This is a genomic window from Cumulibacter manganitolerans (assembly GCF_009602465.1).
GTDB lineage: Bacteria > Actinomycetota > Actinomycetes > Mycobacteriales > Antricoccaceae > Cumulibacter > Cumulibacter manganitolerans.
This window is the reverse complement of record NZ_WBKP01000053.1, coordinates 1-21,428: the sequence shown is the minus strand read 5'-3', so window position 1 is coordinate 21,428 and position 21,428 is coordinate 1. Positions and strand designations below refer to the sequence as shown.

General features: G+C 71.6%; 20 protein-coding genes. 16 read left to right on the top strand and 4 right to left on the bottom strand.

Annotated elements, in window-relative coordinates; all coding sequences use genetic code 11:
- Positions 1-282: 282 nt before the first annotated feature.
- The 13 genes from F8A92_RS15400 to F8A92_RS15340 all read left to right on the top strand — a co-directional run bounded on the left by F8A92_RS15400 (position 283) and on the right by F8A92_RS15340 (position 12,041).
- Positions 283-1,254 carry an IS481 family transposase gene (locus F8A92_RS15400; RefSeq protein ID WP_153506058.1) on the top strand — a complete coding sequence of 324 codons (972 nt, stop codon included), beginning with the start codon at positions 283-285 and terminating at the stop codon, positions 1,252-1,254.
- A gap of 235 nt (positions 1,255-1,489) precedes the next feature.
- A complete protein-coding gene (locus F8A92_RS15395; protein WP_153506057.1) occupies positions 1,490-1,786 on the top strand; it encodes a GIY-YIG nuclease family protein in 297 nt (98 codons plus the stop codon).
- Positions 1,787-2,048: 262 nt separating this feature from the next.
- On the top strand, positions 2,049-4,202 hold the full coding sequence (locus F8A92_RS15390; RefSeq protein ID WP_153506056.1) for an FAD-dependent oxidoreductase: 2,154 nt from the start codon (positions 2,049-2,051) through the stop codon (positions 4,200-4,202).
- Between the two features lie 177 nt (positions 4,203-4,379).
- Positions 4,380-6,533, top strand: coding sequence for an ATP-dependent zinc metalloprotease FtsH (gene ftsH / locus F8A92_RS15385; RefSeq protein WP_153506055.1), 2,154 nt, complete (start codon positions 4,380-4,382; stop codon positions 6,531-6,533).
- Positions 6,530-7,105 carry a GTP cyclohydrolase I FolE gene (gene folE, locus F8A92_RS15380; protein WP_153506054.1) on the top strand — a complete coding sequence of 192 codons (576 nt, stop codon included), beginning with the start codon at positions 6,530-6,532 and terminating at the stop codon, positions 7,103-7,105. Before ftsH ends, folE begins: the two co-directional genes overlap by 4 nt.
- Positions 7,105-7,953: a dihydropteroate synthase gene (gene folP, locus F8A92_RS15375; protein WP_153506053.1), complete on the top strand. Its 849-nt coding sequence runs from the start codon at positions 7,105-7,107 to the stop codon at positions 7,951-7,953. Before folE ends, folP begins: the two co-directional genes overlap by 1 nt.
- Positions 7,950-8,312: a dihydroneopterin aldolase gene (gene folB, locus F8A92_RS15370; RefSeq protein WP_153506052.1), complete on the top strand. Its 363-nt coding sequence runs from the start codon at positions 7,950-7,952 to the stop codon at positions 8,310-8,312. The genes folP and folB overlap by 4 nt, the downstream gene beginning before the upstream one ends.
- Positions 8,309-8,818: a 2-amino-4-hydroxy-6-hydroxymethyldihydropteridine diphosphokinase gene (gene folK, locus F8A92_RS15365; RefSeq protein ID WP_153506051.1), complete on the top strand. Its 510-nt coding sequence runs from the start codon at positions 8,309-8,311 to the stop codon at positions 8,816-8,818. Before folB ends, folK begins: the two co-directional genes overlap by 4 nt.
- 17 nt (positions 8,819-8,835) lie before the next feature.
- Positions 8,836-9,279, top strand: coding sequence for a DUF3180 domain-containing protein (locus tag F8A92_RS15360; protein ID WP_153506050.1), 444 nt, complete (start codon positions 8,836-8,838; stop codon positions 9,277-9,279).
- Positions 9,280-9,455: 176 nt separating this feature from the next.
- Complete coding sequence (locus F8A92_RS15355; RefSeq protein WP_153506049.1) at positions 9,456-9,860, top strand: DUF4870 domain-containing protein; 405 nt, start codon at positions 9,456-9,458, stop codon at positions 9,858-9,860.
- 57 nt (positions 9,861-9,917) lie between these two features.
- On the top strand, positions 9,918-10,412 hold the full coding sequence (locus F8A92_RS15350; RefSeq protein WP_153506048.1) for a MarR family winged helix-turn-helix transcriptional regulator: 495 nt from the start codon (positions 9,918-9,920) through the stop codon (positions 10,410-10,412).
- A gap of 106 nt (positions 10,413-10,518) precedes the next feature.
- Positions 10,519-11,073: a carbonic anhydrase gene (locus F8A92_RS15345; RefSeq protein ID WP_228389487.1), complete on the top strand. Its 555-nt coding sequence runs from the start codon at positions 10,519-10,521 to the stop codon at positions 11,071-11,073.
- Between the two features lie 74 nt (positions 11,074-11,147).
- Positions 11,148-12,041: a polysaccharide deacetylase family protein gene (locus F8A92_RS15340; protein ID WP_228389486.1), complete on the top strand. Its 894-nt coding sequence runs from the start codon at positions 11,148-11,150 to the stop codon at positions 12,039-12,041.
- A 3-nt stretch (positions 12,042-12,044) separates the two neighbouring features.
- Here the strand turns inward: F8A92_RS15340 and F8A92_RS15335 are convergent, their stop codons facing one another.
- Entirely contained in the window at positions 12,045-12,821 is a 777-nt protein-coding gene (locus F8A92_RS15335; protein ID WP_153506046.1) for a YaaA family protein, read from the bottom strand.
- A 34-nt stretch (positions 12,822-12,855) separates the two neighbouring features.
- Here F8A92_RS15335 and F8A92_RS15330 point away from each other — a divergent pair, with 34 nt between their 5' ends.
- From F8A92_RS15330 to F8A92_RS15320, 3 genes are all read left to right on the top strand, one after another.
- On the top strand, positions 12,856-13,386 hold the full coding sequence (locus tag F8A92_RS15330) for a 4'-phosphopantetheinyl transferase family protein (protein ID WP_194291526.1): 531 nt from the start codon (positions 12,856-12,858) through the stop codon (positions 13,384-13,386).
- The gene (locus F8A92_RS15325) at positions 13,383-14,309 is read left to right on the top strand and encodes a hypothetical protein (RefSeq protein WP_153506044.1); all 927 of its coding nucleotides are present in this window, start codon (positions 13,383-13,385) and stop codon (positions 14,307-14,309) included. The genes F8A92_RS15330 and F8A92_RS15325 overlap by 4 nt, the downstream gene beginning before the upstream one ends.
- Positions 14,310-14,386: 77 nt before the next feature.
- Positions 14,387-15,517 carry a YihY/virulence factor BrkB family protein gene (locus F8A92_RS15320; RefSeq protein ID WP_153506043.1) on the top strand — a complete coding sequence of 377 codons (1,131 nt, stop codon included), beginning with the start codon at positions 14,387-14,389 and terminating at the stop codon, positions 15,515-15,517.
- A 3-nt stretch (positions 15,518-15,520) separates the two neighbouring features.
- Here F8A92_RS15320 and F8A92_RS15315 read toward each other — a convergent pair whose 3' ends face one another.
- From F8A92_RS15315 to F8A92_RS15305, 3 genes are all read right to left on the bottom strand, one after another.
- The gene (locus F8A92_RS15315) at positions 15,521-16,849 is read right to left on the bottom strand and encodes a M1 family metallopeptidase (RefSeq protein WP_153506042.1); all 1,329 of its coding nucleotides are present in this window, start codon (positions 16,847-16,849) and stop codon (positions 15,521-15,523) included.
- Position 16,850: 1 nt separating this feature from the next.
- Complete coding sequence (locus F8A92_RS15310) at positions 16,851-20,717, bottom strand: Pls/PosA family non-ribosomal peptide synthetase (RefSeq protein ID WP_153506041.1); 3,867 nt, start codon at positions 20,715-20,717, stop codon at positions 16,851-16,853.
- Positions 20,718-20,941: 224 nt separating this feature from the next.
- Positions 20,942-21,382 (bottom strand): SelB domain-containing protein, encoded by a 441-nt coding sequence (locus tag F8A92_RS15305; RefSeq protein ID WP_153506040.1) that lies wholly within the window; start codon positions 21,380-21,382, stop codon positions 20,942-20,944.
- Between the last annotated feature and the right edge of the window lie 46 nt (positions 21,383-21,428).

The following is a 21,428-nucleotide window of genomic DNA, read 5'->3' as shown; positions in this document are numbered from 1 at the left end:
AGCGACTCGCGGACGGGATCAAGGACCAGATTCGGAACACGGCTACGCTTCACCTACGGAGTGCCTCTCTGCGTGATGGACCTTGAGCTTCAGCAACCCAAGAATCCCGCGCCAGACAGGCACTTCCGTGCTTTACACGCCGTACTCACCCCCGACCACGTGAAATCCCGAGGCTAGGTGTACCCGGCCAGGACGTTGGTAGCGGCGAGCCTGGTTGATCGAACGAGAACCTCCGGGTGGGATGTGGCTTGTCGAAGGCCCACTCCAACCACGGAGGTTCTCGTGTCCCACGGTAGTGCGCGGTTGACCGTTCACGGTCGCCGGCTGATCGTTCAGCGTCACCATGCCGGTTGGCGCCAGGCCCACATCGCTGCCGCGATGGGCGTGTCTCGCAAGTGCGTGAAGACGTGGATCGACCGGTATGACGCCGAAGGCGAGGCCGGGCTGCACGACCGGTCGTCGCGACCCCACGCGATGCCGACCAAGACCAGCGACGAGGTAGAGCAGAAGGTCCTCGCGGCGCGCGTGGAGCATCGTGACGGCCCTGATGTGCTCGGCCCCAAGGTCGGCGTCGCGCCGCGGACCGTCTCACGGATCTTGCGCCGCCACGACGTGCCCTACCTGCGCGAGTGCGACCCGATGACCGGTGAGGTGATCCGCTCCTCGAAGCAGACCGCAGTCCGATACGAACGCAAACGCCCCGGCGAGCTGGCCCACATGGACGTCAAGAAGCTCGGGAAGATTCCCGATGGTGGCGGGTGGCGGGCGCACGGACGGGCCGCGAGCGTCCGCAACCAGCACAAGCGGAACAAGATCGGATACGACTACGTGCACTCGCTGGTTGACGATCACAGCCGGCTGGCCTATTCGGAGGTCCTGCCCGACGAGACCGGGAAGACCAGCGCGCAGTTCCTGCGCCGCGCCGCTGCGTACTTCGCGCAGCACGGCATCTCACGGATCGAGCGATTGCTGACCGACAACGCGTTCGCCTACCGCCGCTCGCACCACATGCAGAAGGCCTGCGCCGATCTCGGCATCACCCAGAAGTTCATCAAGCCGCACTGCCCCTGGCAAAACGGCAAGGTAGAACGCCTCAACCGCACACTGGCCACCGAATGGGCCTACCGGCGACCATTCACCAACAACGACGAACGCGCCGCAGCCCTTGCGCCCTGGCTGGAGTACTACAACACTGAACGCCGCCACGGCGCACTCAGAGGCAAGCCACCGATCAGCCGACTGCAACCAACCTGATGGCCGGGTACAGCTAGGCGCAGCGACGTCGAGACGCAGTGAGCGATCCTCCCACGGTCGTCGAGCGAGCGGAGCCGATAGGCGAAGCGACGTCGAGACGCAGTAAGCCGACGGACGGACCTCGCCGGCCCGGCGGTGGTCAAGACCTGCCGCCGGTCTGGGGAGGCCCGTTTCGCCTGTGGACAACCGCCGCCGCAAACCGCTGGCGGCGTGCGGCCGCCCCCAGGATGGGTACATGCCGGCGATGTACATCCTGAGATGCAGCGATGCCACGTACTACGTCGGCAGTACGTGGGACGTCGAAAGCCGGCTTTGGCAGCACCAGAACGGCGAGGGTGCGGCGTACACCCGCCGCCGTCGACCGGTCGAGCTCGTCTACAGCGAGGAGTACGAGTCGATCGCTGCAGCGTTCGTCCGTGAGAAGCAGGTCCAGGGGTGGAGCCGGGCGAAGCGCGAAGCGCTCATCCGCGGGGACTACGCCGAGATCAAACGGCTCGGTAGATCGTCCCGTGGAGACCTGAGCGGGAAGTGACGTGGCAGCGAGGGACGCCCATGGCGGCTTGGGGCGTCTCGACGTCGCTTCGCCTTTCGGCTCCGCTCGCTCGACGACCGTGGGGGTGGCGGACTGCGGGTGGCGGCGTGACGGAAGGCGGCGGGCCAGTTGTCGTGGCGGCTTGGGGCGTCTCGACGTCGCTTCGCCTTTCGGCTCCGCTCGCTCGACGACCGTGGGGTAGCGGACGACGATGTAGCGTGCGTTGCACCACCGCACAGCAGCCGTCGAACGAGGTACGCCGATGTCCGTGAACAGCCCTACTCGCCACGTTGTGATCGTCGGCGCCGGCATCGGCGGGCTGACCGCCGCGCGCGCCTTGCAGCAGCGCGGGATCGACGTGACCGTGCTGGAGAAGGCGCGCGAGCTGGGGGAGATCGGCGCAGGGATCCAGATCGCCGCGAACGGTGTGCACGTGCTGCGTGGGCTCGGTCTCGAGGACCAGGTCGCCGCGGTCGGCGTCAAGCCGCAGTCCTACGACATGCGTGACCTGCATTCCGGGCGGCAGGTCTGGTACATCCCGTTCGGCGACGCGGCCGCCCGGCGGTACGGCGCCCCGATGTACAACGTCCACCGCGCCGACCTCATCGACATCCTGCGCAGCGGGCTGGACGACGTCATCCGGACGGGGGCCCGTGTCGTGAGCGTCGGGCAGGACGACGAGCAGGCCTGGGTCGAGCTCGCCGGCGGCGAGCGGGTCACCGCTGACGCCGTGATCGGGGCCGACGGCATCCATTCCGTCGTGCGCGCCGCCCTGCGCGGCGAGGAGCCGCGGCACTTCGCGAACATCCTGATGTGGCGTGGCCTGATCCCGGCCGACCGGATCGCCGAGCTCCACCTCCCCGAGGCGGGCAACTACTGGTTCGGGCCCGGTCGCACTCTGATCACCTACTGGGTGCGCCCCGGGAAGCTGTACAGCGTGCTGGCCTCGGTGCCCGCCGACGAGGTCCATCGCGAGTCGTGGGACGAGACCGGCGACCTGGACGAGATGATGGCGTCGTTCCGCGATATCGAGCCGCGCGCCAAGACCATGCTGGAGGCCATCGACCACGGCTTCATCACCGGCATGTACTACCGCGACCCCATCGACTGGTGGACGCGAGGCCGAATCAGCCTGCTCGGCGACGCCGCGCACCCGATGGTGCCGTTCCTCGCGCAGGGCGCATGCCAGTCGATGGAGGACGGCTGGGCGCTCGCGCACTGCCTCACCGATCGGCAATGGCCATCGGTCGCCGACGCTCTGCAGGACTACGAGGCGCGACGCCGGCCGCGCACCAGCCGGGTGCAGGCCGGCGCTCGCGCGATGGTGAAGATGACGCACGAGTCCGACCCCGACCGGATCCGCGCCCGCAACGGCCGGTTCCAGGGCGCTATGCGGATCGACCCGCTCGCGGAGACCACCTGGGCGTTCGTGATGGACTACGACATCACCAAGACCGTGCTCGAGCCCGCCGGCCACGTCGTCGGTCTCGCCGGCACCCGCGAAGGCACGGCGATGAAGCGCCCCGAGAGCCAGCGCGCGTACGACCTCTGGCGCTCGGCGTTCACCCAGGAGGATCTCTCCCGCGGCCATGACGGCATGCGCGAGGGCTACGACCGGTTGCTGCTGTCTCACTTTCCGGTGCCTGAGGGGACACCGACCCGCGACGTCCAGCTTGGGCGCGTCGACGCGATCGAGGTCGGGGAGGCCTCGGACCGGTCGCCCGTGGTGCTGCACTTCCACGGCGGCGGGTACGTGATCGGGTCGGCCCGCGGGTCGGTCGAGTACGCGGCGCGCCTGGCTCGGGCCGTGGGCGGGCGCACCGTGACAGTCGACTATCGGCGCGCGCCGGAGGACCCCTACCCGGCGGCGCTGGACGACGCCGTGCACGCCTACCGTGCCCTGGTCCGCTCCGGCGTGGCGCCCGAGCGGATCCTGCTGTCCGGGGAGTCCTCGGGGGCGGGTCTGGCGCTCGCGACCGCGTTGTCGCTGCGGCAGGCCGGCGAGCGGCTCCCGGCCGGCGTCATCGCGATCTGCCCCTTCGCCGACCTCACCCTCGCCTCGCCCAGCATCTCGGCGTACGACGGCTCCGACCCGGCCGCCAACCGCGATTCACTGACCGCGATGGCCGCGCAGTACACCCAGATGCACGACCCGACCGATCCGCTGGTCTCCCCGGCACTGGCCGACCTGCGGGGGCTTCCCCCGCTGTTCGTCGCCGCGACCGACGGTGAGGTGCTCTACGACGACGCGCGCCGGGTCGCCGACTCGGCCGAGAGCGCCGGCGTGCCGGTCGAGCGGTTCTTCATCGAGGATTCGGTGCACGTGTTCCCGCTGTTCGGGTTCCTACCGGAAGCCGGCGAGGCGCTGGAGCGAATCGGGCAATGGTCCGGCGAGGTCATCGCGTCGACGACGTAGCGTGGCCGGCGCCGCTGCGCCATGGAACGTTTCGCGGGCAGCGGACGTTGCAATGAAGGTACGTCCCCCGGTGTACCGTGCTAACTTCCGGCACTGCGCCTCGACCGTGGGGCGTGCGCGGCATCAGTATCCCAGCACCCAGGAGGCACGGGCTTGCCCACGCCAGCGCCTACGCGCATGAAGAACAACAAGATGATGAAGTCGCCGTGGTTCTTCATGGCCCTCGCGGCTGTGTTCGCCATCCTCCTCTCCACCCTGTTCGGCGGCGGCAGCGACTACACCGACGTCAAGACGTCGGTAGCGCTCGGCCAGCTCGAGTCCGGGAACGCCAAGGCCGTCAACGTCAAGGACAAGGAGCAGATCCTCGAGATCACGCTCAAGAAGTCCATCGACCCGACCGGCGCGGGCGAGGAGAAGGTCTCCAAGATCCAGACGCAGTACCCCTCCGGCGCGTCGGCGCAGATCTTCGACGCGGTCAAGGCCGCGCAGGGCACGTCCCCCGACGCCAAGAAGGGCGAAGGGTTCGACACCACGGTCACCCAGGAATCGGTGCTCTTCAGCCTCCTGATCTCGATGCTGCCGTTCATCATCCTGCTGGGGCTGCTGTTCTTCGTCATGAACTCCATGCAGGGCGGCGGCCGCGGCGTCATGCAGTTCGGCAAGTCCAAGGCCAAGATGGTCAGCAAGGACATGCCGAAGACCACGTTCGCGGACGTCGCGGGCGCGGACGAGGCGATCGAAGAGCTCGGCGAGATCAAGGACTTCCTGCAGAGCCCCGCCCGCTTCCAGGCGCTCGGCGCGAAGATCCCGAAGGGCGTGCTGCTGTTCGGCCCGCCCGGAACGGGCAAGACGCTGCTGGCCCGCGCGGTCGCCGGCGAGGCCGGTGTCCCGTTCTACTCGATCTCCGGCTCGGACTTCGTGGAGATGTTCGTCGGCGTCGGCGCCTCCCGCGTCCGTGACCTGTTCGAGCAGGCCAAGTCCAACGCCCCGGCCATCATCTTCGTCGACGAGATCGACGCGGTCGGCCGGCACCGCGGCGCCGGCATGGGCGGCGGCCACGACGAGCGCGAGCAGACCCTCAACCAGATGCTGGTCGAGATGGACGGCTTCGACGTCAAGGGCGGCGTCATCCTGATCGCGGCCACCAACCGGCCCGACATCCTCGACCCCGCGCTGCTGCGCCCCGGCCGCTTCGACCGCCAGATCGCCGTCGACCGCCCCGACCTCGAGGGCCGCAAGGCGATCCTGCGGGTGCACGCCAAGGGCAAGCCGATCGCGCCCGGGGTCGACCTCGACACCGTCGCCCGGCGTACGCCGGGGTTCACCGGCGCCGATCTGGCCAACGTCATCAACGAGGCCGCCCTGCTGACCGCCCGCACCGGCGGTACGTCGATCACCGAGGACTCGCTGGAGGAGGCGATCGACCGCGTCATCGCCGGACCCGAGCGCAAGACCCGTGCGATGAGCGACCGCGAGAAGAAGATGACCGCGTACCACGAAGGCGGCCACGCCCTCGTCGCGCAGGCGCTGCCGCACAGCGCGCCGGTGCACAAGGTGACCATCCTGCCGCGCGGCCGGTCCCTCGGCCACACGCTGATCCTGCCCACCGAGGACAAGTACAGCCAGAGCCGCTCGGAGATGATCGACTCGCTGGCGTACATGCTCGGCGGCCGCGCCGCGGAGGAGATGGTCTACCACGACCCGACGTCCGGCGCGTCCAACGACATCGAGAAGGCCACGCACGTCGCCCGCGCGATGGTCACCGAGTACGGCATGAGCGACAAGCTCGGTGCGGTCAAGTACGGCACCAGCGAGTCCGAGCCGTTCCTGGGCCGCGACATGGGCCACCAGCGCGACTACTCCGACGAGGTCGCCGCGCTGATCGACAGCGAGGTCCGCGAGCTCATCGAGCGCGCGCACGACGAGGCGTGGGAGATCCTGACGCAGCATCGCGCCGAGCTCGACCAGATCGTGCTCGAGCTGATGGAGAAGGAGACCCTCAGCGCCGAAGACATGAACCGGATCTGCGCCAACGTGCCCAAGCGCAGCCCGATGGCCCCGTTCACCGGCTCCCGGCGCCGCAAGAACGGCAAGTCGCTGCCGCCGGTCATGACGCCCAAGGAGCTCGCCGAGGCCAAGAAGGAAGGCATCGTCGAGCCGGACGCCAACCCGCCGACCGACCGCGAGTCGGCCGACGAGGACCACACCGTGCAGCTGCCCGCCATCCAGCCGGCCCCGCTGACCGGCCAGGAGCCTGCCAAGCCGCCGGTGCCGCCGGCGTACCCCAGCGAGTGGCTCAACCCGCAGTCCTCGGGCGAGCACGACCGATGAGCGTCGACCACGACCGCGCCGCCGCCGCCGTGCGCGAGCTGCTGCTGGCCGTGGGCGAGGACCCCGACCGTGAAGGGCTGCGCGACACCCCCGACCGGGTCGCTCGGGCGTACGCGGAGATCTTCGCGGGCCTGCACGTCGACCCCCGCGAGGTCCTCTCGAAGACCTTCGAGGAGGACCACCGCGAGCTCGTCCTGGTCAAGGACATCGAGATCTACTCGACCTGCGAGCACCACCTCGTGCCCTTCCACGGCGTCGCGCACGTCGGCTACATCCCCGGTGTGCACGGGCGCATCACCGGGCTGTCCAAGCTCGCGCGGCTGGCCGACCTGTACGCCAAGCGGCCGCAGGTGCAGGAGCGGCTCACCGCCCAGGTCGCCGACGCGATCGTCCAGGCCCTCGAGCCGCGCGGCGTCATCGTGGTCGTCGAGGCCGAGCACCTGTGCATGGCCATGCGCGGCATCCGCAAGCCCGGCGCGCGCACCATCACGTCGGCCGTGCGGGGCATCTTCGAGCGCGACAGCCGGACCCGGGCCGAGGCGCTCAGCCTCATCGGGACCGCGGGGCGCTGATGAGTGCCGGGCGGCCCGGGGCCGTTCCCACGGCTGAGCGCACGCTCGTCATGGGCGTGCTCAACGTGACCGCCGACTCGTTCTCGGACGGCGGCCGGTACCTCGATCTCGACGATGCGATCGCACACGGTCTCGCGCTGCGCGACGAAGGCGCCGACATCATCGACGTCGGCGGTGAATCGACCCGGCCCGGGTCGGAACGCGTCGCCGCCGACACCGAATCGGCACGCGTCGTGCCCGTCATCGCGGCGCTCGCGGCCGAGGGCATCGTCACGTCGGTCGACACCACCCGGGCCGCGGTCGCCCGGGCCGCCGTCGACGCCGGGTGCGCGATCATCAACGACGTCTCCGGCGGCCTCGCCGATCCGCAGATGAACCCGACCGCCGCCGAGCTCGAGGTGCCGTACGTCCTGATGCACTGGCGCGCGCACGCGAAGACGATGCAGTCCTTCGCGCACTACGAGAACGTCGTCGACGACGTCCTGACCGAGCTCGGCCGGCGCGTCGACGAAGCGGTCGCGGCCGGCGTCCGACCCGAGCGGCTGATCATCGACCCGGGCCTGGGATTCGCCAAGACCGCGGAGCACAACTGGGCGCTGTTGCAGGCCACCGAGCGTTTCGTCCGCACCGGGCTGCCGGTGCTCATCGCGGCCAGCCGCAAGACGTTCCTCGGACGGCTGCTCGCCGACGGCGACGTCCCGCGCCCTCCGAACGGGCGGGAGGACGCGACCACCGCGATCTCCGCCCTCGCGGCCGCGGCCGGCGCCTGGGCGGTGCGCGCTCACGCGGTGCGTCCCTCCCTCGACGCGGTGCGGGTCGCCGCCGCCTGGCAGGCGGGGCACGCATGAGCGACGAGATCCGGCTCACCGGCCTCGCCGTCACCGGCTACCACGGCGTCTACGAGCACGAGAAGCGAGCGGGCCAGCCCTTCGTCGTCGACTGCACCCTGGGCCTCGACACGAGCGAGGCAGCGGCCTCCGACGACGTGACCCGCACGGTGCACTACGGCGAGCTCGCCGAAGGACTCGCGGCCGTCGTCGCCGGGGAGCCGCTCGACCTGATCGAGACGCTCGCGCACCGGCTGCTGGACGTCGCGCTGGCCTACCCGATCGTGCAGTGGGCCGAGATCGTCGTCCACAAGCCGCAGGCGCCGATCCCGCTGCAGTTCGCCGACGTCTCCGTCCGGGTCCGGCGGGAGCGGCCATGACCATCGCCGTCCTGTCGATCGGCTCGAACGTCGGCGACAGCATCGCGCACCTGAGGTCGGTCGTCGACCGGCTCGGCGACCGCCTGGTCGTCGCCAGCGGCGTCTATCGGACGGCGCCCTGGGGTGGGGTCGAGCAGGAGCCGTTCCACAACGCCGTGCTGATCGCGGACGACGACGCGCTCGAGGCCGGCGGGTGGCTCGGGGTGGCCCGCGCCTGCGAGAGCGCGGCCGGCCGCACCCGCAAGGTCCGGTGGGGCCCGCGCACCCTCGATGTCGACGTGATCGCGGTCTACGACCGCGAGGGCATGCTCATCGTGAGCGGTGATCCGGAGCTGACGTTGCCGCACCCGCGGGCGCACGAGCGGGCGTTCGTCCTCGCCCCCTGGGTGGAGCTCCAGCCGCACGCGATGCTGCCGCAGGGAGCCGTCGACGCGCTGCTGCGCGGGCTCCTCGAGAGCGGCGATCCGCAGCAGCAGGTCGAGCGGCTCGACGGGGTGGCGCTGTGAGCGAGGAACTGCGGCCCATGAACCGGTCGACGCTCGGCGCGCTGTTCGTCGGCGCGGCGGTCATCGGCTGGGTCGTCGTGAGCAACGTCTACGGCGACATCCCTCGGCTGCGCTGGTACATGCCGGTGTGGGCCGGCATCCTCGCGCTCGCCGAGGCGTCCTTCGGCGTGCGGCTGCGCGCGCGCATCCAGCACCGGCGCGGGGACGAGCGGGTCGACCCGATCGTCGCGGCCCGTGCCCTCGCGCTGGCGAGGGCCAGCGGGTACCTGGGCGCGCCGCTGGCCGGCCTGTGGGCGGGGTTCGCGGCGTACGCCGGGAGCCAGTGGGGCACCCTCGCGGTGGCCAAGGCGGACACGGTGGTCGCGCTCGTGGGCGCGGTCTTCGCCGCCGCGCTGGCGCTGGCGGGTGTCTGGCTCGAGCAGTGCTGCCGGGTGCCCCGCGATCCCGACGACGACCGCTGACGCCGTCCCGCCGGAACGTCACCCACGAGGGACGTCGTCCACCCGGGGTGGACACGCCCTCCCGTTCGCGACGTCTTGGCGACAAGCCGAGGCCGCGGCGGGCATGATCGGGCTACGCCGCGCGTTGTACCGGGCGAGCGCGTCACGCGCCCACCGCTCCGAACGGAGGAAGGCCCATGACCCACAGCCCGATCTACGATCCGCGCTATCGCGCGGTGGACACCGCCGACGGCACCGATAGAGGCGCGCAGATCCTCGCGCACCTCTCCGCGCCGATCGCCTTCGTGATCAGCGCCGGCTGGCTCAGCGTCGTCGGTCCACTGATCGTGTGGGCCCTCTACAAGGACCGCAACCCGGCGGTACGGCGAGCCGCAGCCGGGGCCTTCAACTTCAACGTCGCGTTCTGGCTGCTGCAGGTGATCGGCTGGATCCTGGTCTTCACGCTGGTCGGCATCCCGGTCGCCTTGCTGATCTGGGGAGTCACGTTCGTCGTCGCCGCGTGGTGCCATCTCAAGGGCGCGTTGCGGGCGGCCGGTGGGCGGCACTACGACTACCCCTTCCAGCTCCGAGTGCTGCGGTAGGGCCGCAGCGCCGAGCATTAAGTTGAATGATCAACCATTCCGATGTAGGATCTACGTATGACGGAAACGAAGTGGCTCAACCAGGATGAGCAGCGCGCGTGGCGCGGTTTTCTGTTGGCATCGCGCCTGGTGATGGACCGGCTCGGCCGGGAGCTCAGCGAGAGCCACGATCTTTCCCTGACCGACTACGGCATCCTCGTGCGGCTGAGCGAGGAGCCGCAGCGCCGGCTGCGGATGACCGATCTCGCGGCGTCCGCCGGGTTGTCCAAGAGCCGGTTGTCGCACCAGATGAACCGCCTCGAGGCTCGTGGTCTCACCGGCCGGTCGACGTGCCCGGACGACGCCCGCGGCACCTTCGCCGAGCTCACTGAGTACGGCTTCGAGGTGCTGGCGCAGGCGTCGCACGTGCACGTCGACGGGGTGCGCGAGCACCTGCTGAACTTCCTCGAGCCGCACCAGATCACCGAGATGGCGCTGTGGAGCGAGCGCATCGTCCGGCACCTCGACAAGGACGGCCGCAGCGGCCCGCTGCTGCCGGCGAGCGGCTTCTGACCGAGGCGCCCGCGGGCGCCGCGGTCGCCCGTGGGATATTCGAGGTATGTCGGAACTGACCCCCGCCGCAGCGTGGGCGCGCATGCTCGATGGCAATGGGCGCTTCGTGAGCGATCAGAACAGCGAAATCTTCCAGGACTCGACGAAGCGCGCCGCCCTCAAGGACGCTCAGCACCCGTTCGCGCTCGTCCTCGGCTGCTCGGACTCCCGTGTCGCGGCCGAGATCATCTTCGACCAGGGCCTCGGCGAGCTGTTCGTCGTCCGCACGGCCGGCCACGTGGTGGACGCCGGCGTGCTGGGGTCGATCGAGTTCGGCGTGGAGATCCTGGGCATCCCGCTCGTGGTCGTGCTCGGTCACGACTCGTGCGGTGCGGTCAAGGCGGCGATGGACTCGGTCAGCACGGGCGATCTGCCGGGCGGGTACATCCGCGACATCGTGGAGCACGTGCTGCCGAGCAACGTAGCCATCGGCGCCGGGGACGGGCAGAGCACGCCCGAGCGGGTAGGCGCCGAGCACGTCATGCAGACCGCGCGGCTGCTCAACGACCGCTCGCGCATTGTCAACGACGCGATCGACTCCGGCCGGCTCGCGATCGTCGGGGCCACCTACCGGCTGGCCGAGGGCAACGTGCACGTGGAAGGCACCCTGGGCGAGGTCTAGCCGCACCTGTGGCGCCGCTGTGACCCCGCTGTTCGGCGGTAGGCGGCGCCGCTTCACTGCCATATCTTCGATCCATGCACGAGATCTCCCGCCGCCAGATTCTGACGGCGTCCGCCGCGGCGGCGCTCGCCGCCGGCGCCGGCGTCGCGCTCGGTCGCGCCGAGCCGTCCGCGACCGCGCCGCGCGCGGGACTCTCCGGACCGGCGCTGGAGGTCGCCGAGTCGGTCGACAGCGGCATGCGGATCGCCCGCTACGGGACGCAGCGGGTGGTGTGGTCGGTGCCGGTCACCGAGCCGGTCGCAGCGATCACCTTCGACGACGGCCCCGATCCGGAGTTCACGCCGCGGATCCTCGACGCCCTCTCCGCGGCCGGGGTGACGGCGACGTTCAACGTGCTGGGCTACAACGGCGTCCGGCACCCGTCGTTGCTGAAGGAGATAGTGGCCGCCGGGCACGAGATCGCCAACCACACCTGGAGCCACCTCGACCTTGCCTACCTCGCCGAGCCCGCCGTCCGTGCGGAGATCGTGCGCTGCAAGGACGAGATCGGCGCTGTCACGGGGATCCCGTTCGCCAGCTTCCGCCCTCCCCGCGGTGAGCTCGGCGGCGCCGGGTTCCGGATCTGCGCCGAGCTCGGGTACGACGTCTACATCTGGTCGGTGGCGCGTGGCCCGGGCAACGAGCAGTCGCCGGCGCGGGTCGCCGAGTACGTCGCCGAAAGCCTGCAGCCCGGCGACGTGCTCGGCCTGCACGACGGCATCGGCCACAGCGCGCTCGCCCCGCACACCGCCACGGCTGCGGCACTGCGGGCGCGGCGTGAGGTCGAGGTGCGGGCGCTCCCGGAGCTGCTGCGGCGCACCGCCGACAAGGGCATCCAGCTCACGTCGGCCGGCGCGCTGTCGGCCAAGGGCACCGCGTCCCTGGTGGCGACGGCCGCCGTCACGGCACCGCCGGTCGCCAAGAAGTAGTGCTCAGGACGTGATGACGTCGACGGTGCCCTCGCCCAGCTCGACGCGGACGTCGACCGGCGCGCCGGCAGCGGTGGCCACCTCGTGGCTCGCGAAGTAGGCGCCGAGCAGCTCGACCAGATCACCGGGGCGGCGCGGATCGGCCGCGTCCTCGCACAGCGCGCGAGCGACGAGGCCGCGGGTGTGCTTGGCCATGTGGCTGACCACCGTCCGCTCGCCGCCGGCCTCCCGGAAGACGCGCACCGGCAGGTGCCGGCCGGACGGTGGCTGCCACATCGCGGCGTACGCCGAGGACCGGCAGTCGATCACCAGGCCGCGAGGATCGATGGCGTCCTGCAGCCGGGACCGCCAGTACGACGCGAGCGGCCCGAGACCGGGGAGCGTCACCGACCCGGACAGCCGGTAGGCCGGGATGCGGTCGGTGAGCCGGATCGGGCCGAGCAGCGCCGAGAACACGAGGATGCGTCGGGCGGCCCGGCGCCGGGCCGCGGAATCGAGCGAGGCGACGTCCAACGCGTCGTAGAGCACGCCGGTGTAGATCTGCGCCGCCCGCGCCGCCGGCGCGGTCCGCAGCCCGGTGTTGGCGCGCACGACGTCGGCGAGACCGGGCGAGACCTTCAGCAGCCGCGTCGCGTCGTCCCTCGCGGAGACCTCCACCAGCGTGTCGATCACCGCCTCACGGGCCTCCGCCAGGGCCGGCAGGTACAGCGCCTCGAGGTCGAGGGGGGCGCCGCGCCGCGGCGCGGTCTTGCCTTCGGACGGCGGCAGCAGGATCAGCACCGGACGATTGTCCCAGTGCCGTACGGTGAGCCGCGTGCCCGACGTCCGGATCCTGCTGTGCGACGACGCCGAGCTCGCGCAGCTGCGGCGCCGGCTCTCGGTCCGGCACGCGTGCCCGCGCTGCGGCTCGGAGACGCACGGTCGCCCGCTGGCCGCCGACGGGCACATCAGCATCAGCCACGCGCCCGGCCTGCACGCGGTCGCGCTCAGCGCCGAGCCGGTGGGGATCGACGCCGAGGCGCTCGGGTCGGGCGGCGGGATCGAGGACGTCGCCCTGCACCGCGCCGAGCGGGCGGCGCTCGGCGCGATGCGCGGCGACGAGCGAACCCGCGCCGTCCTCGAGGTGTGGGTCGCCAAGGAGGCGGCGCTGAAGCTCGTCGGCACCGGCCTCACCACGCCGCCGGAGTCCTTCGTCGCACGGCACGCCGACGGCTGGGGCATCCCCGCCGGAGTCCTCGGCGACCGCCCGGTCACCTTCACCCGCGTGCCGGTCCCCGGGTACGTCGTCATGCTCGCCAGTCATCGGCCGGTGCGGCTGAGCGGCATACCTAGGATGGACCGGTGAGCACCCCGACTGACCAGCCGCAGCCGTCGCGCTCCACCCGTCGAGCACGCGTCGTCCGGTCGCGCCGGCTGCTGATCGCGGTCGGCGGGGCGATCGTCGCCGCGGTGGTCGCCGCCCTCGTGATCGTCCCGCGGCTGACCGACAGCGGCCCCTACGACAGCCTCGGTCCGGACGGGTCGCCGGCGCGTGCCGTCGCGACCGACCTGTCTCGCGACCTGACGTGCACCGCGGGCAAGATCTCCACCAGCCACGCGGTGCTGGCCTGCTACCGGCAGCACGCCGGAGAGCTGGCGATCGTATTCCTGCAGAGCGACCGCGAGGGACGGGTGTCCTCATACACCTCCGAGACGCGCTCGCTGACCCACGCCGAGCACGACCACAGCGCCGGCGGTTCCGAGCCCGACAGCGGCGAGAGCGTCGCGCTCGGCAACCGCGTCGCGGCCGTCGTCACCCCGGGCCAGGACTTCTCCGCGTGCACGCACGACTCGACCAGCGCCTACTTCTGCTTCGACTCGCTCGCCACCTGGCGCTCCACCTCGACGCCGCCGGTGCACTCGACCGGCGAGAAGAAGCGGCTCCCGTCGGTGGATCAGGTCGACGGGGCGCTGGCGAAGATCGGGTGGAGCTGCTCGGTCGGCATCTGCTCGCAGGCCGGTGCGTTGCTGACCGTCCAGCAACCCCCCACCGGCCTCGCCCTGCAGTACGGCGGGGCGCTGCCGGCGTCCGAGCCGAAGGCGGGGATCACCGCTCTCGTCGGCCTGATCAAGGACGCCCCCCGGCTCGCTGAGTGGAGTGCCGGCCTCGACGGCACGCTGCAGATCGTCGTGGCCGACAGGCTCGTCGTCGGCTACCTGCCGGAGGCGGGCGGCGGCGGCCTGTTCGTCGTCGACGAGGTCGCCGGCGTCGTGCCGGGGCAGGGCTGAACCGCCGTTTCCCCTCGGCGGGGCCGGCCGCTGCGGTAGAAAGGTGAGGACCTTGCCCGCGCGACCCAGGGAGTGACGTGGCCAGAGAAGGAAAAGCGGCGGAGAAGGCGCGCACGGCGCCCGCCCCGAACGACGAACGCAAGCCGGAGTCTCCGCGCCAGCTGCGCAAGGCCGCCTGGAAGGCCGGCTTCAAGCGCGCCCTGAGCGAGTTCGGTCGCGACCAGTGCACCGACCTCGCCGCCGCGCTCACCTACTACTCGGTGCAGGCCGTCTTCCCGGCCCTGCTGGCGCTGATCTCGCTGCTCGGCGTCTTCTCCGACGGCCCGTCGACGACCAAGGCGGTGCTGGACGTCATCAGCCAGGTCGGTCCGACGGACGCGGCCAACACCCTCGAGCCGATCATCAAGCAGCTGACCGAGTCACGCGGGGCCGGCTTCGCGCTGGTCATCGGCATCCTCGGCTCCGTCTGGTCCGCGTCGGCGTACGTCGGCGCGTTCGGCCGCGCGATGAACCGGATCTACCAGGTCGACGAGGGCCGGTCGGTCGTGAAGCTGCGCCTCCAGATGTTCTTCCTGACGCTGGTTCTGCTGGTCGGTGCCGTGCTGGTGCTGTTCGGCGCCGTGATGAGCGGCCCAGTCGCCAGGAGCGCGGGAAGCCTGATCGGCCTGGGAAGCCAGGCCGTGCTGATCTGGAACATCGCCAAGTGGCCGGTGATCCTGTTCATCGTCGTCCTGATGGTCGCGCTGCTGTACTACGCGACCCCGAACGTCAAGCAGCCGAGCTTCCGGTGGATGAGCCTCGGCGCGGCGATCGCGATCCTGACCTGGATCGTCGCGTCGGTCGCATTCGGCTTCTACGTCGGCAACTTCGGCAACTACAACAAGACGTACGGCTCGCTGGCCGGCGTGATCGTCTTCCTGCTGTGGCTGTGGCTGACCAACATCGCGATGCTGCTGGGGGCCGAGGTCGACGCCGAGGTCGAACGCGCTCGCGAGCTGCAGGCCGGCATCAAGGCCGAGACGACGCTGCAGCTGCCGCCGCGCGACACGGCGGTCAGCGACAAGAACGCCCGCAAGTACCGGGCGCTGGTCGGCGAGAGCCGGCGGGTGCGTCAGGACACCGTGCTGCGCGATCGCGCCGAGCAACGCCGCCGGGCGCGCCTGGCGCAGGAGACCGGCGGCGGTGCCTCACCCACCACGCACGTGTAGGGGCTAGAGCTCCGGAAGCGGCGCCGCGTACAGCCACGGGCGCAACGTCTCCACGGCCGCCTCGCCCAGCCGGGAGTGGACGAGGTCGAGAAAGAGCGGCGTCGTGACGGTCGCCGACGCGTGGCGCTGGCACCACTCGCGCGTCAGGTCGAAGAACGCCGCGTCGCCGACGGACCTGCGCAGCGCGTGCAGGGCCAGCGCGCCGCGCTTGTAGACGCGGTCGTCGAACATGTCGCGCGGGCCCGGGTCGGCCAGCAGCAGGTCCTGCGCGAGGGTGCTGAGGCGCCGGTGGTGCAGCCGCGCGAGGTCCTCGGCGGAGTGCTTGCCGCTGTGCTCGGACCAGAGCCACTCGCTGTAGCACGCGAACCCCTCGTTGAGCCAGATGTGCTGCCACGCCGCGAGGCCCACCGAGTTGCCGAACCACTGGTGCGCGAGCTCGTGGGCGATCAGCCGCTCCGACCCGCCGCGACCGTCGACGTGGTTGCTGCCGAACGTCGACATGCCCTGCGACTCCAGCGGGATCTCGAGCACGTCCTCGGTGACCAGCACCTTGTAGTCACCGAACGGGTACGGACCGAACAGCCGGGAGAACAGCGCGATCATCTCGCTCTGGCGCGCGAAGTCGTGATCGAACCGGCGGCGGAGGGCGGCCGGGACGACGGCGGACTGGCGGACGGCGAGCCCGTCGGCCGGCAGCCGCAACCAGGGCGCCTGGGCGATGTAGAGCGTGGCGAGGTAGCTCGCCATCGGCTCGGTCTGCCGGTACACCCAGGTCGCCATCGAGCCGTGCGTGCGGTGCGAGACGAGCGCGCCGTTCGCCGCGACCGTGTACGGCGCGTCGGTGGTGATCTGGAACCGGTAGCTGGCCTTGCTGGAGGGGTGGTCGTTGCACGGGAACCAGGTGGAGGCGCCGGTGGGCTGGCTGGCGACGATGGCGCCGTTCGTGAGCTCCTCCCAGCCGAGCAGCCCCCACGGGGTCCGGGTCGGGCGCGGGTTGCCGGAGTAGTGCACCTCGACGCTCAGCGCCGTCCCCGCCTCGAGCGTGGCCGCCGGCCAGATGGCCAGCTTCCCCGACCGGGCGGTGAAGCGCCGCACCCGGCGTCCGCCGACGGTCACCTTCGACACCTGCAGCCCGGTCAGGTCGAAGGTGAGCTTGTCCAGCGGCTCGGTGGTGCGGATGGCGATCACCGCCAGCCCGTGCAGGTTGTTCGACGGGACCCGGTAGGTCAGATCCAGGAAGTAGGAGTCGACCTGGTAGCCGCCGTTGCCGCGTCGCGGCGTGTATTCGTCACCGGCGGAGTCGGCGCCGATCAGCGGCTGGTTGGCGGGCACATCAGTCCTTCAGCTCGGGAGCGTTCTTCGACCAGGGGCCGATCGGGTTACCCTGCCACAGCGATCCGGCCGGGACCCCCTCGCCCCTCATGACCAGGGACGCCGGGCCGACGGTCGCCGCGTCGCCGATTGACGCCGCCGGGAGGATGACGCTGTTGGGTCCGAGGGTGGCGCCGCGGCCCAGGTGCACGGTGTCCATCGACATGACGCGGTCGTGGAAGAGGTGGGTCTGCACCACGCAGCCGCGGTTGACGGTGGCCCCCGCCTCGAGCGTGACGAGGTCGGCCTCCGGCAGCCAGTACGACTCGCACCACACGCCGCGGCCGATGGTGGCCCCGATGGACCGCAGCCAGAGGTTCAGCAGCGGGGTGCCGGTGGCCGGCATCGCGAACCACGGCGCGGCGACGAACTCGACGAAGGTGTCGACGACCTCGTTGCGCCATACGAAGGACGACCAGAGGGGGTGCTCGACGCGCCCGATCCGGCCGATCACCAGCCACTTCGCGACGGTGGTGATCGCCGCGCCGACGGCGCCGGCCAGGGCGAGGACGGCGCCGGACAGCAGGGCCGCGGCCCACAGGCCGAGCGTGCTCCACAGGGCGGCCAGCCCGATGAGCACGCCGAAGCCGATGCCGACGGTCACCATGACCGGGACCGCCCGGCACAGCTCGACGAGACCCCGCTTGAGCCTCAAGGTGCGGGTCGGCTTGTGGGTGCGAGTCGCGTCGACGTCCTGCGCGTTGCGGCGCAGCTTGACCGGGGGGCTGCCCAGCCAGGAGGTGCCCGCCTTCGACTTCGTGGGCGCCACCGAGAGCACCGCGACCAGGCTGTTCTTGGCCACGTTGTGCCCGCCGCCGGCGATGCCCGAGTTGCCGATGAAGGCCCGCTTGCCGACCTTGACGCGGTCGATGCGCAGCCACCCGCCGCCCAGCTCGTACGACGCCACCATCGTGTCGTCGGCGAGGAAGGCGCCGTCGCGGATCTGCGTCATCCGGGGGAGCAGCAGCACCGTGGACGCCTCGACGTTCTTGCCCACCTCGGCGCCGAGCAGCCGCAGCCAGACCGGCGTGAACAGGCTCGCGTAGATCGGGAAGAGGTAGGTGCGTGCGGCGTCCAGCGTGCGTTCGGTCGCCCAGGCCGCCCAGCCGACCTTGCTGCGCACCGGGAAGGTGCCCTCACGGATGAACACCCCGAAGAACCGCACCGCGGCCAGCGTCAGCAGGGCCAGCAGCGCGAACGCCGCGACCGCCGCGAGCGGGGTCGCGACGAGGGTGTGCAGCAGCACCGCGCGCCACGTCGAGTCGTCGCGGACGAGCACGCCGACGATCAGCAGCGCGAGCGCGGCGGCCGCGACCGGCAGCAGCGCGAGGGCGACCGACGAGACGGCGTACGCCGACACCCACAGCCTGCTGGACGACGGGCGCTCCTCCGGCCAGGGGTGCTTGACGCGGGACTTGCGCCGCGCCGGCGAGCCGCTCCAGTACTCGCCGGGCGGGACGTGCCCGAGCACCGCCGAGCCGGCGGCGATGTCGGAGTCCCTGCCGACCGTCGCGCCCGGGGCCAGGTGCGACCGCGCGCCGATGGTGGCGCCGGCGCCGACGGTGATCTCGCCGATGTGCAACGCGTCGCCGTCGATCCAGTAGCCGGACAGGTCGACGTCCGGCTCGACGGCGCACTGCCTGCCGAGGCGCAGCAGCCCGGTGACCGGGGGCAGCGAGTGCAGGTCGACGTCGCGCCCGACGCTGCATCCCAGGGCCCGTGCGTAGTAGGCGATCCACGGGGCGCCGGCGAGGTTCACCGCGCCGATGGCGTCGCCGAGCCGCTCGGCCGCCCAGAGCTTGATGTGCATCCGGCCGCCGCGGGCGTAGACGCCCGGCTTCACGTCGTGCAGCAGCAGCCGGGTGCCGGCGGCGGCGACGGCCATCCGCCCGAACGGGGTGAGCACGACGGCCGCCGCGACGCCGACGAGCCACCACGACACGTGCGGGAAGCCGATCCCGCCGACGCCGCCGACGATGTTGGTGACCAGCAGCAGCAGCACGACCCACCGGAACCCGGCGATGGTGTTGATCGCGACGCTCAGCAGCACCTGCAGCAGCTGGGTGCGGCGGCTGGTCGGCTCGACCCTCTCGCGGCGCAGCGTGGGCTGCAGCGAACGCGTCCTCGAGTCGAGGAAGTCGGCCATCGCCCCGACGCTCGGCTGGCCGTACAGGTCCGCGACGGTGACCTCGGGGAACCGGTCGCGGAGCCGGCTGATCAGCTGCGCCGCGGTCAGGCTGCCGCCGCCGCCCTCGAAGAAGTCGTAGCCGCGACCGGACGGGGTGACGCCCAGCACCTGCGCGAACATCTCCGCGACCCACGCTGCCGTCCCGGTGAGCCGCTCGCGGGCCTCGTCGGGCGCCACGACGTCCGGCAGCGGCCACGGCAGCGCGGTGCGGTCGACCTTGCCCGACGTGCGGGTGGGGAGGTCGTCGACGACCGCGATGAGCGGGACGAGGGCGGCCGGCAGCTCCTCGGTGAGCCGCTCGCGGGCGGCCTTGGCGTCGAAGCGCTGCGGCGTCTCGGGGACGACGTACCCCACGAGCAGCTGGTTGCCGGTCGGCGTGGTTTTGACCGCGGCCGCGGCGCCGCGGACCCCGTCCAGCCGCTGCAGGGCGGCGTCCACCTCGCCCAGCTCGATGCGCCGGCCCCCGAGCTTGATCTGCTCATCGGCGCGGCCGACGAAGACCAGCCCCTCCTGGTCGTTGACGACGAGGTCGCCGGAGCGGTACGCGCGGTCCCAGCCGAGGCTCGGCATGGGGACGTACTTCTCGGCGTCCTTGGCCGGGTCAAGGTAGCGGGCCAGGCCCACGCCGCCGATGATCAGCTCGCCCTGCTCGCCGTGCGCGACGGGCCGATCGTCGGGGCCCACCACCGCGAGGTCCCAGCCGTCGAGGGGCAGCCCGATGCGGATCGGCGGTGCACCGGTCAGCCGCGCGCCGCAGGCGACGACGGTGGCCTCGGTCGGGCCGTAGGTGTTCCACACCTCGCGGTGCGCGGTGACCAGGCGGGCAGCCAGGTCGGGCGGACACGCCTCGCCGCCGAAGATCAGCAGCCGGACGTCCTCGAGGCTCTCCGGGGGCCACAGCGCGGCGAGGGTGGGCACGGTGGACACGATGGTGATCTCGCGGGCGGTGAGCCACGGGCCCAGGTCCGCGCCGGTGCGCACCAGCGCCCGGGGCGCCGGGACCAGGCAGGCGCCGTACCGCCACGCCAGCCACATCTCCTCGCACGAAGCATCGAAGGCGACCGATAGACCGGCGAGCACCCGGTCCTGCGGGCCGATCGGCTCGTCCTGCAGGAAGAGCCGGGCCTCGGCGTCCACGAACGCCGCCGCCGAGCGGTGGGTGACCGCGACGCCCTTCGGCAGGCCGGTCGAGCCGGAGGTGAAGATGACCCAGCAGTCGTCGTCCGCCGTCGAGGGCTCGGGCGTCGCGGCGGCGCTGACGAGCAGCTCTCGGACCACGGCGACCGAGTCGAGCACCACGCCGACCTGGGCCTGCCCGAACACCAGCTCGGCGCGTTCGTCGGGATCGTCGGCGTCCACCGGCACGTACGCGGCGCCGGCCAGGAGGGTGCCGATGATGGCCAGGTAGAGCTCGCTGGTGCCGGAGGTGATCCGTACGCCTACCCGATCGCCACGACGTACGCCGCGCTCGTGAAGCCCGGCCGCGACCCGCTCTGCCTGCTCGACGAGCTCGGCGTACGACAGCACGGAGTCACCGTCGTCGAGCGCCGCCTTGCCCGGGTGCGCCTTCGCGGTAGCCAGCAGCACGTCGACGAGGGTTCGCTCGGGGGTGCGCAAGGCGCTACGCAGCAACGTGGACATCGGTGCCTTGGTCGGTGGGGGAAGGGGCCTAGCGATTATCGCCCGGGAAGATGAACAACCGGTGCCGTCCCGAGGCGACTCGCCGCTGTATCGATGGAATGCGATATCTCAACGTCGCGGATGCCTCGCGCTCGCGGTGGCTTCTGCCCCGCTATCGGCGCGAGAGCGGGGTAGAACCCACCGCCGGCGACGGGATCCGCGGCGTGGAGCGCGCCGCCAGATTGTCAGCGCACGACGGTGCGATGGGTGCCGTCGAGCCGCCTGGTCCAGCCGCGGGCGTCCAGGTGCTCCAGGAGCGGGATCGCGACCCGGCGGGTCGTGGCGAGCGCCTGCCGGGCGTCACTGGTGGTGAACGGCTGCGGCAGGGCGGCGAGCTCGCGCATCGCGCGGGCCGGCGCGTCGGGCAGCAGGACGATGTCGCCGGGCAGCCGGATGATCCGGCCCAGCCGGGTGGCCGCCGCGAGCTGACGCGGGCCGAGACCGGCGTCCTCGAGCTCGCGCTGCTCCGGCGCCGACCACGGGTGCTCGGCCAGCGTCCGCTCGATGCGCTCGAGCGCGGCGGTCGCCGCGCCCAGGTCCGGCCGGGCGCCCGCGAGCTGGACCCGGCCGCCGGTCAGCTCGGCGCCCGCGTCGCCGCCGCGGACGGCGTCGATGCGTGCGGTCATGTGTCCAGGCTAGGCCCGTGAAGGCGATCTCCTCGAAAAGAGCATC

Coding starts and splice junctions, on each gene's coding strand:
- F8A92_RS15395 (WP_153506057.1), top strand. CDS start 1,490: ATGCCGGCGATGTACATCCTGAGATGCAGCGATGCCACGTACTACGTC.
- F8A92_RS15390 (WP_153506056.1), top strand. CDS start 2,049: ATGTCCGTGAACAGCCCTACTCGCCACGTTGTGATCGTCGGCGCCGGC.
- ftsH (WP_153506055.1), top strand. CDS start 4,380: ATGAAGAACAACAAGATGATGAAGTCGCCGTGGTTCTTCATGGCCCTC.
- folE (WP_153506054.1), top strand. CDS start 6,530: ATGAGCGTCGACCACGACCGCGCCGCCGCCGCCGTGCGCGAGCTGCTG.
- folP (WP_153506053.1), top strand. CDS start 7,105: ATGAGTGCCGGGCGGCCCGGGGCCGTTCCCACGGCTGAGCGCACGCTC.
- folB (WP_153506052.1), top strand. CDS start 7,950: ATGAGCGACGAGATCCGGCTCACCGGCCTCGCCGTCACCGGCTACCAC.
- folK (WP_153506051.1), top strand. CDS start 8,309: ATGACCATCGCCGTCCTGTCGATCGGCTCGAACGTCGGCGACAGCATC.
- F8A92_RS15360 (WP_153506050.1), top strand. CDS start 8,836: ATGAACCGGTCGACGCTCGGCGCGCTGTTCGTCGGCGCGGCGGTCATC.
- F8A92_RS15355 (WP_153506049.1), top strand. CDS start 9,456: ATGACCCACAGCCCGATCTACGATCCGCGCTATCGCGCGGTGGACACC.
- F8A92_RS15350 (WP_153506048.1), top strand. CDS start 9,918: ATGACGGAAACGAAGTGGCTCAACCAGGATGAGCAGCGCGCGTGGCGC.
- F8A92_RS15340 (WP_228389486.1), top strand. CDS start 11,148: ATGCACGAGATCTCCCGCCGCCAGATTCTGACGGCGTCCGCCGCGGCG.
- F8A92_RS15310 (WP_153506041.1), bottom strand. CDS start 20,717: ATGTCCACGTTGCTGCGTAGCGCCTTGCGCACCCCCGAGCGAACCCTC.
- F8A92_RS15305 (WP_153506040.1), bottom strand. CDS start 21,382: ATGACCGCACGCATCGACGCCGTCCGCGGCGGCGACGCGGGCGCCGAG.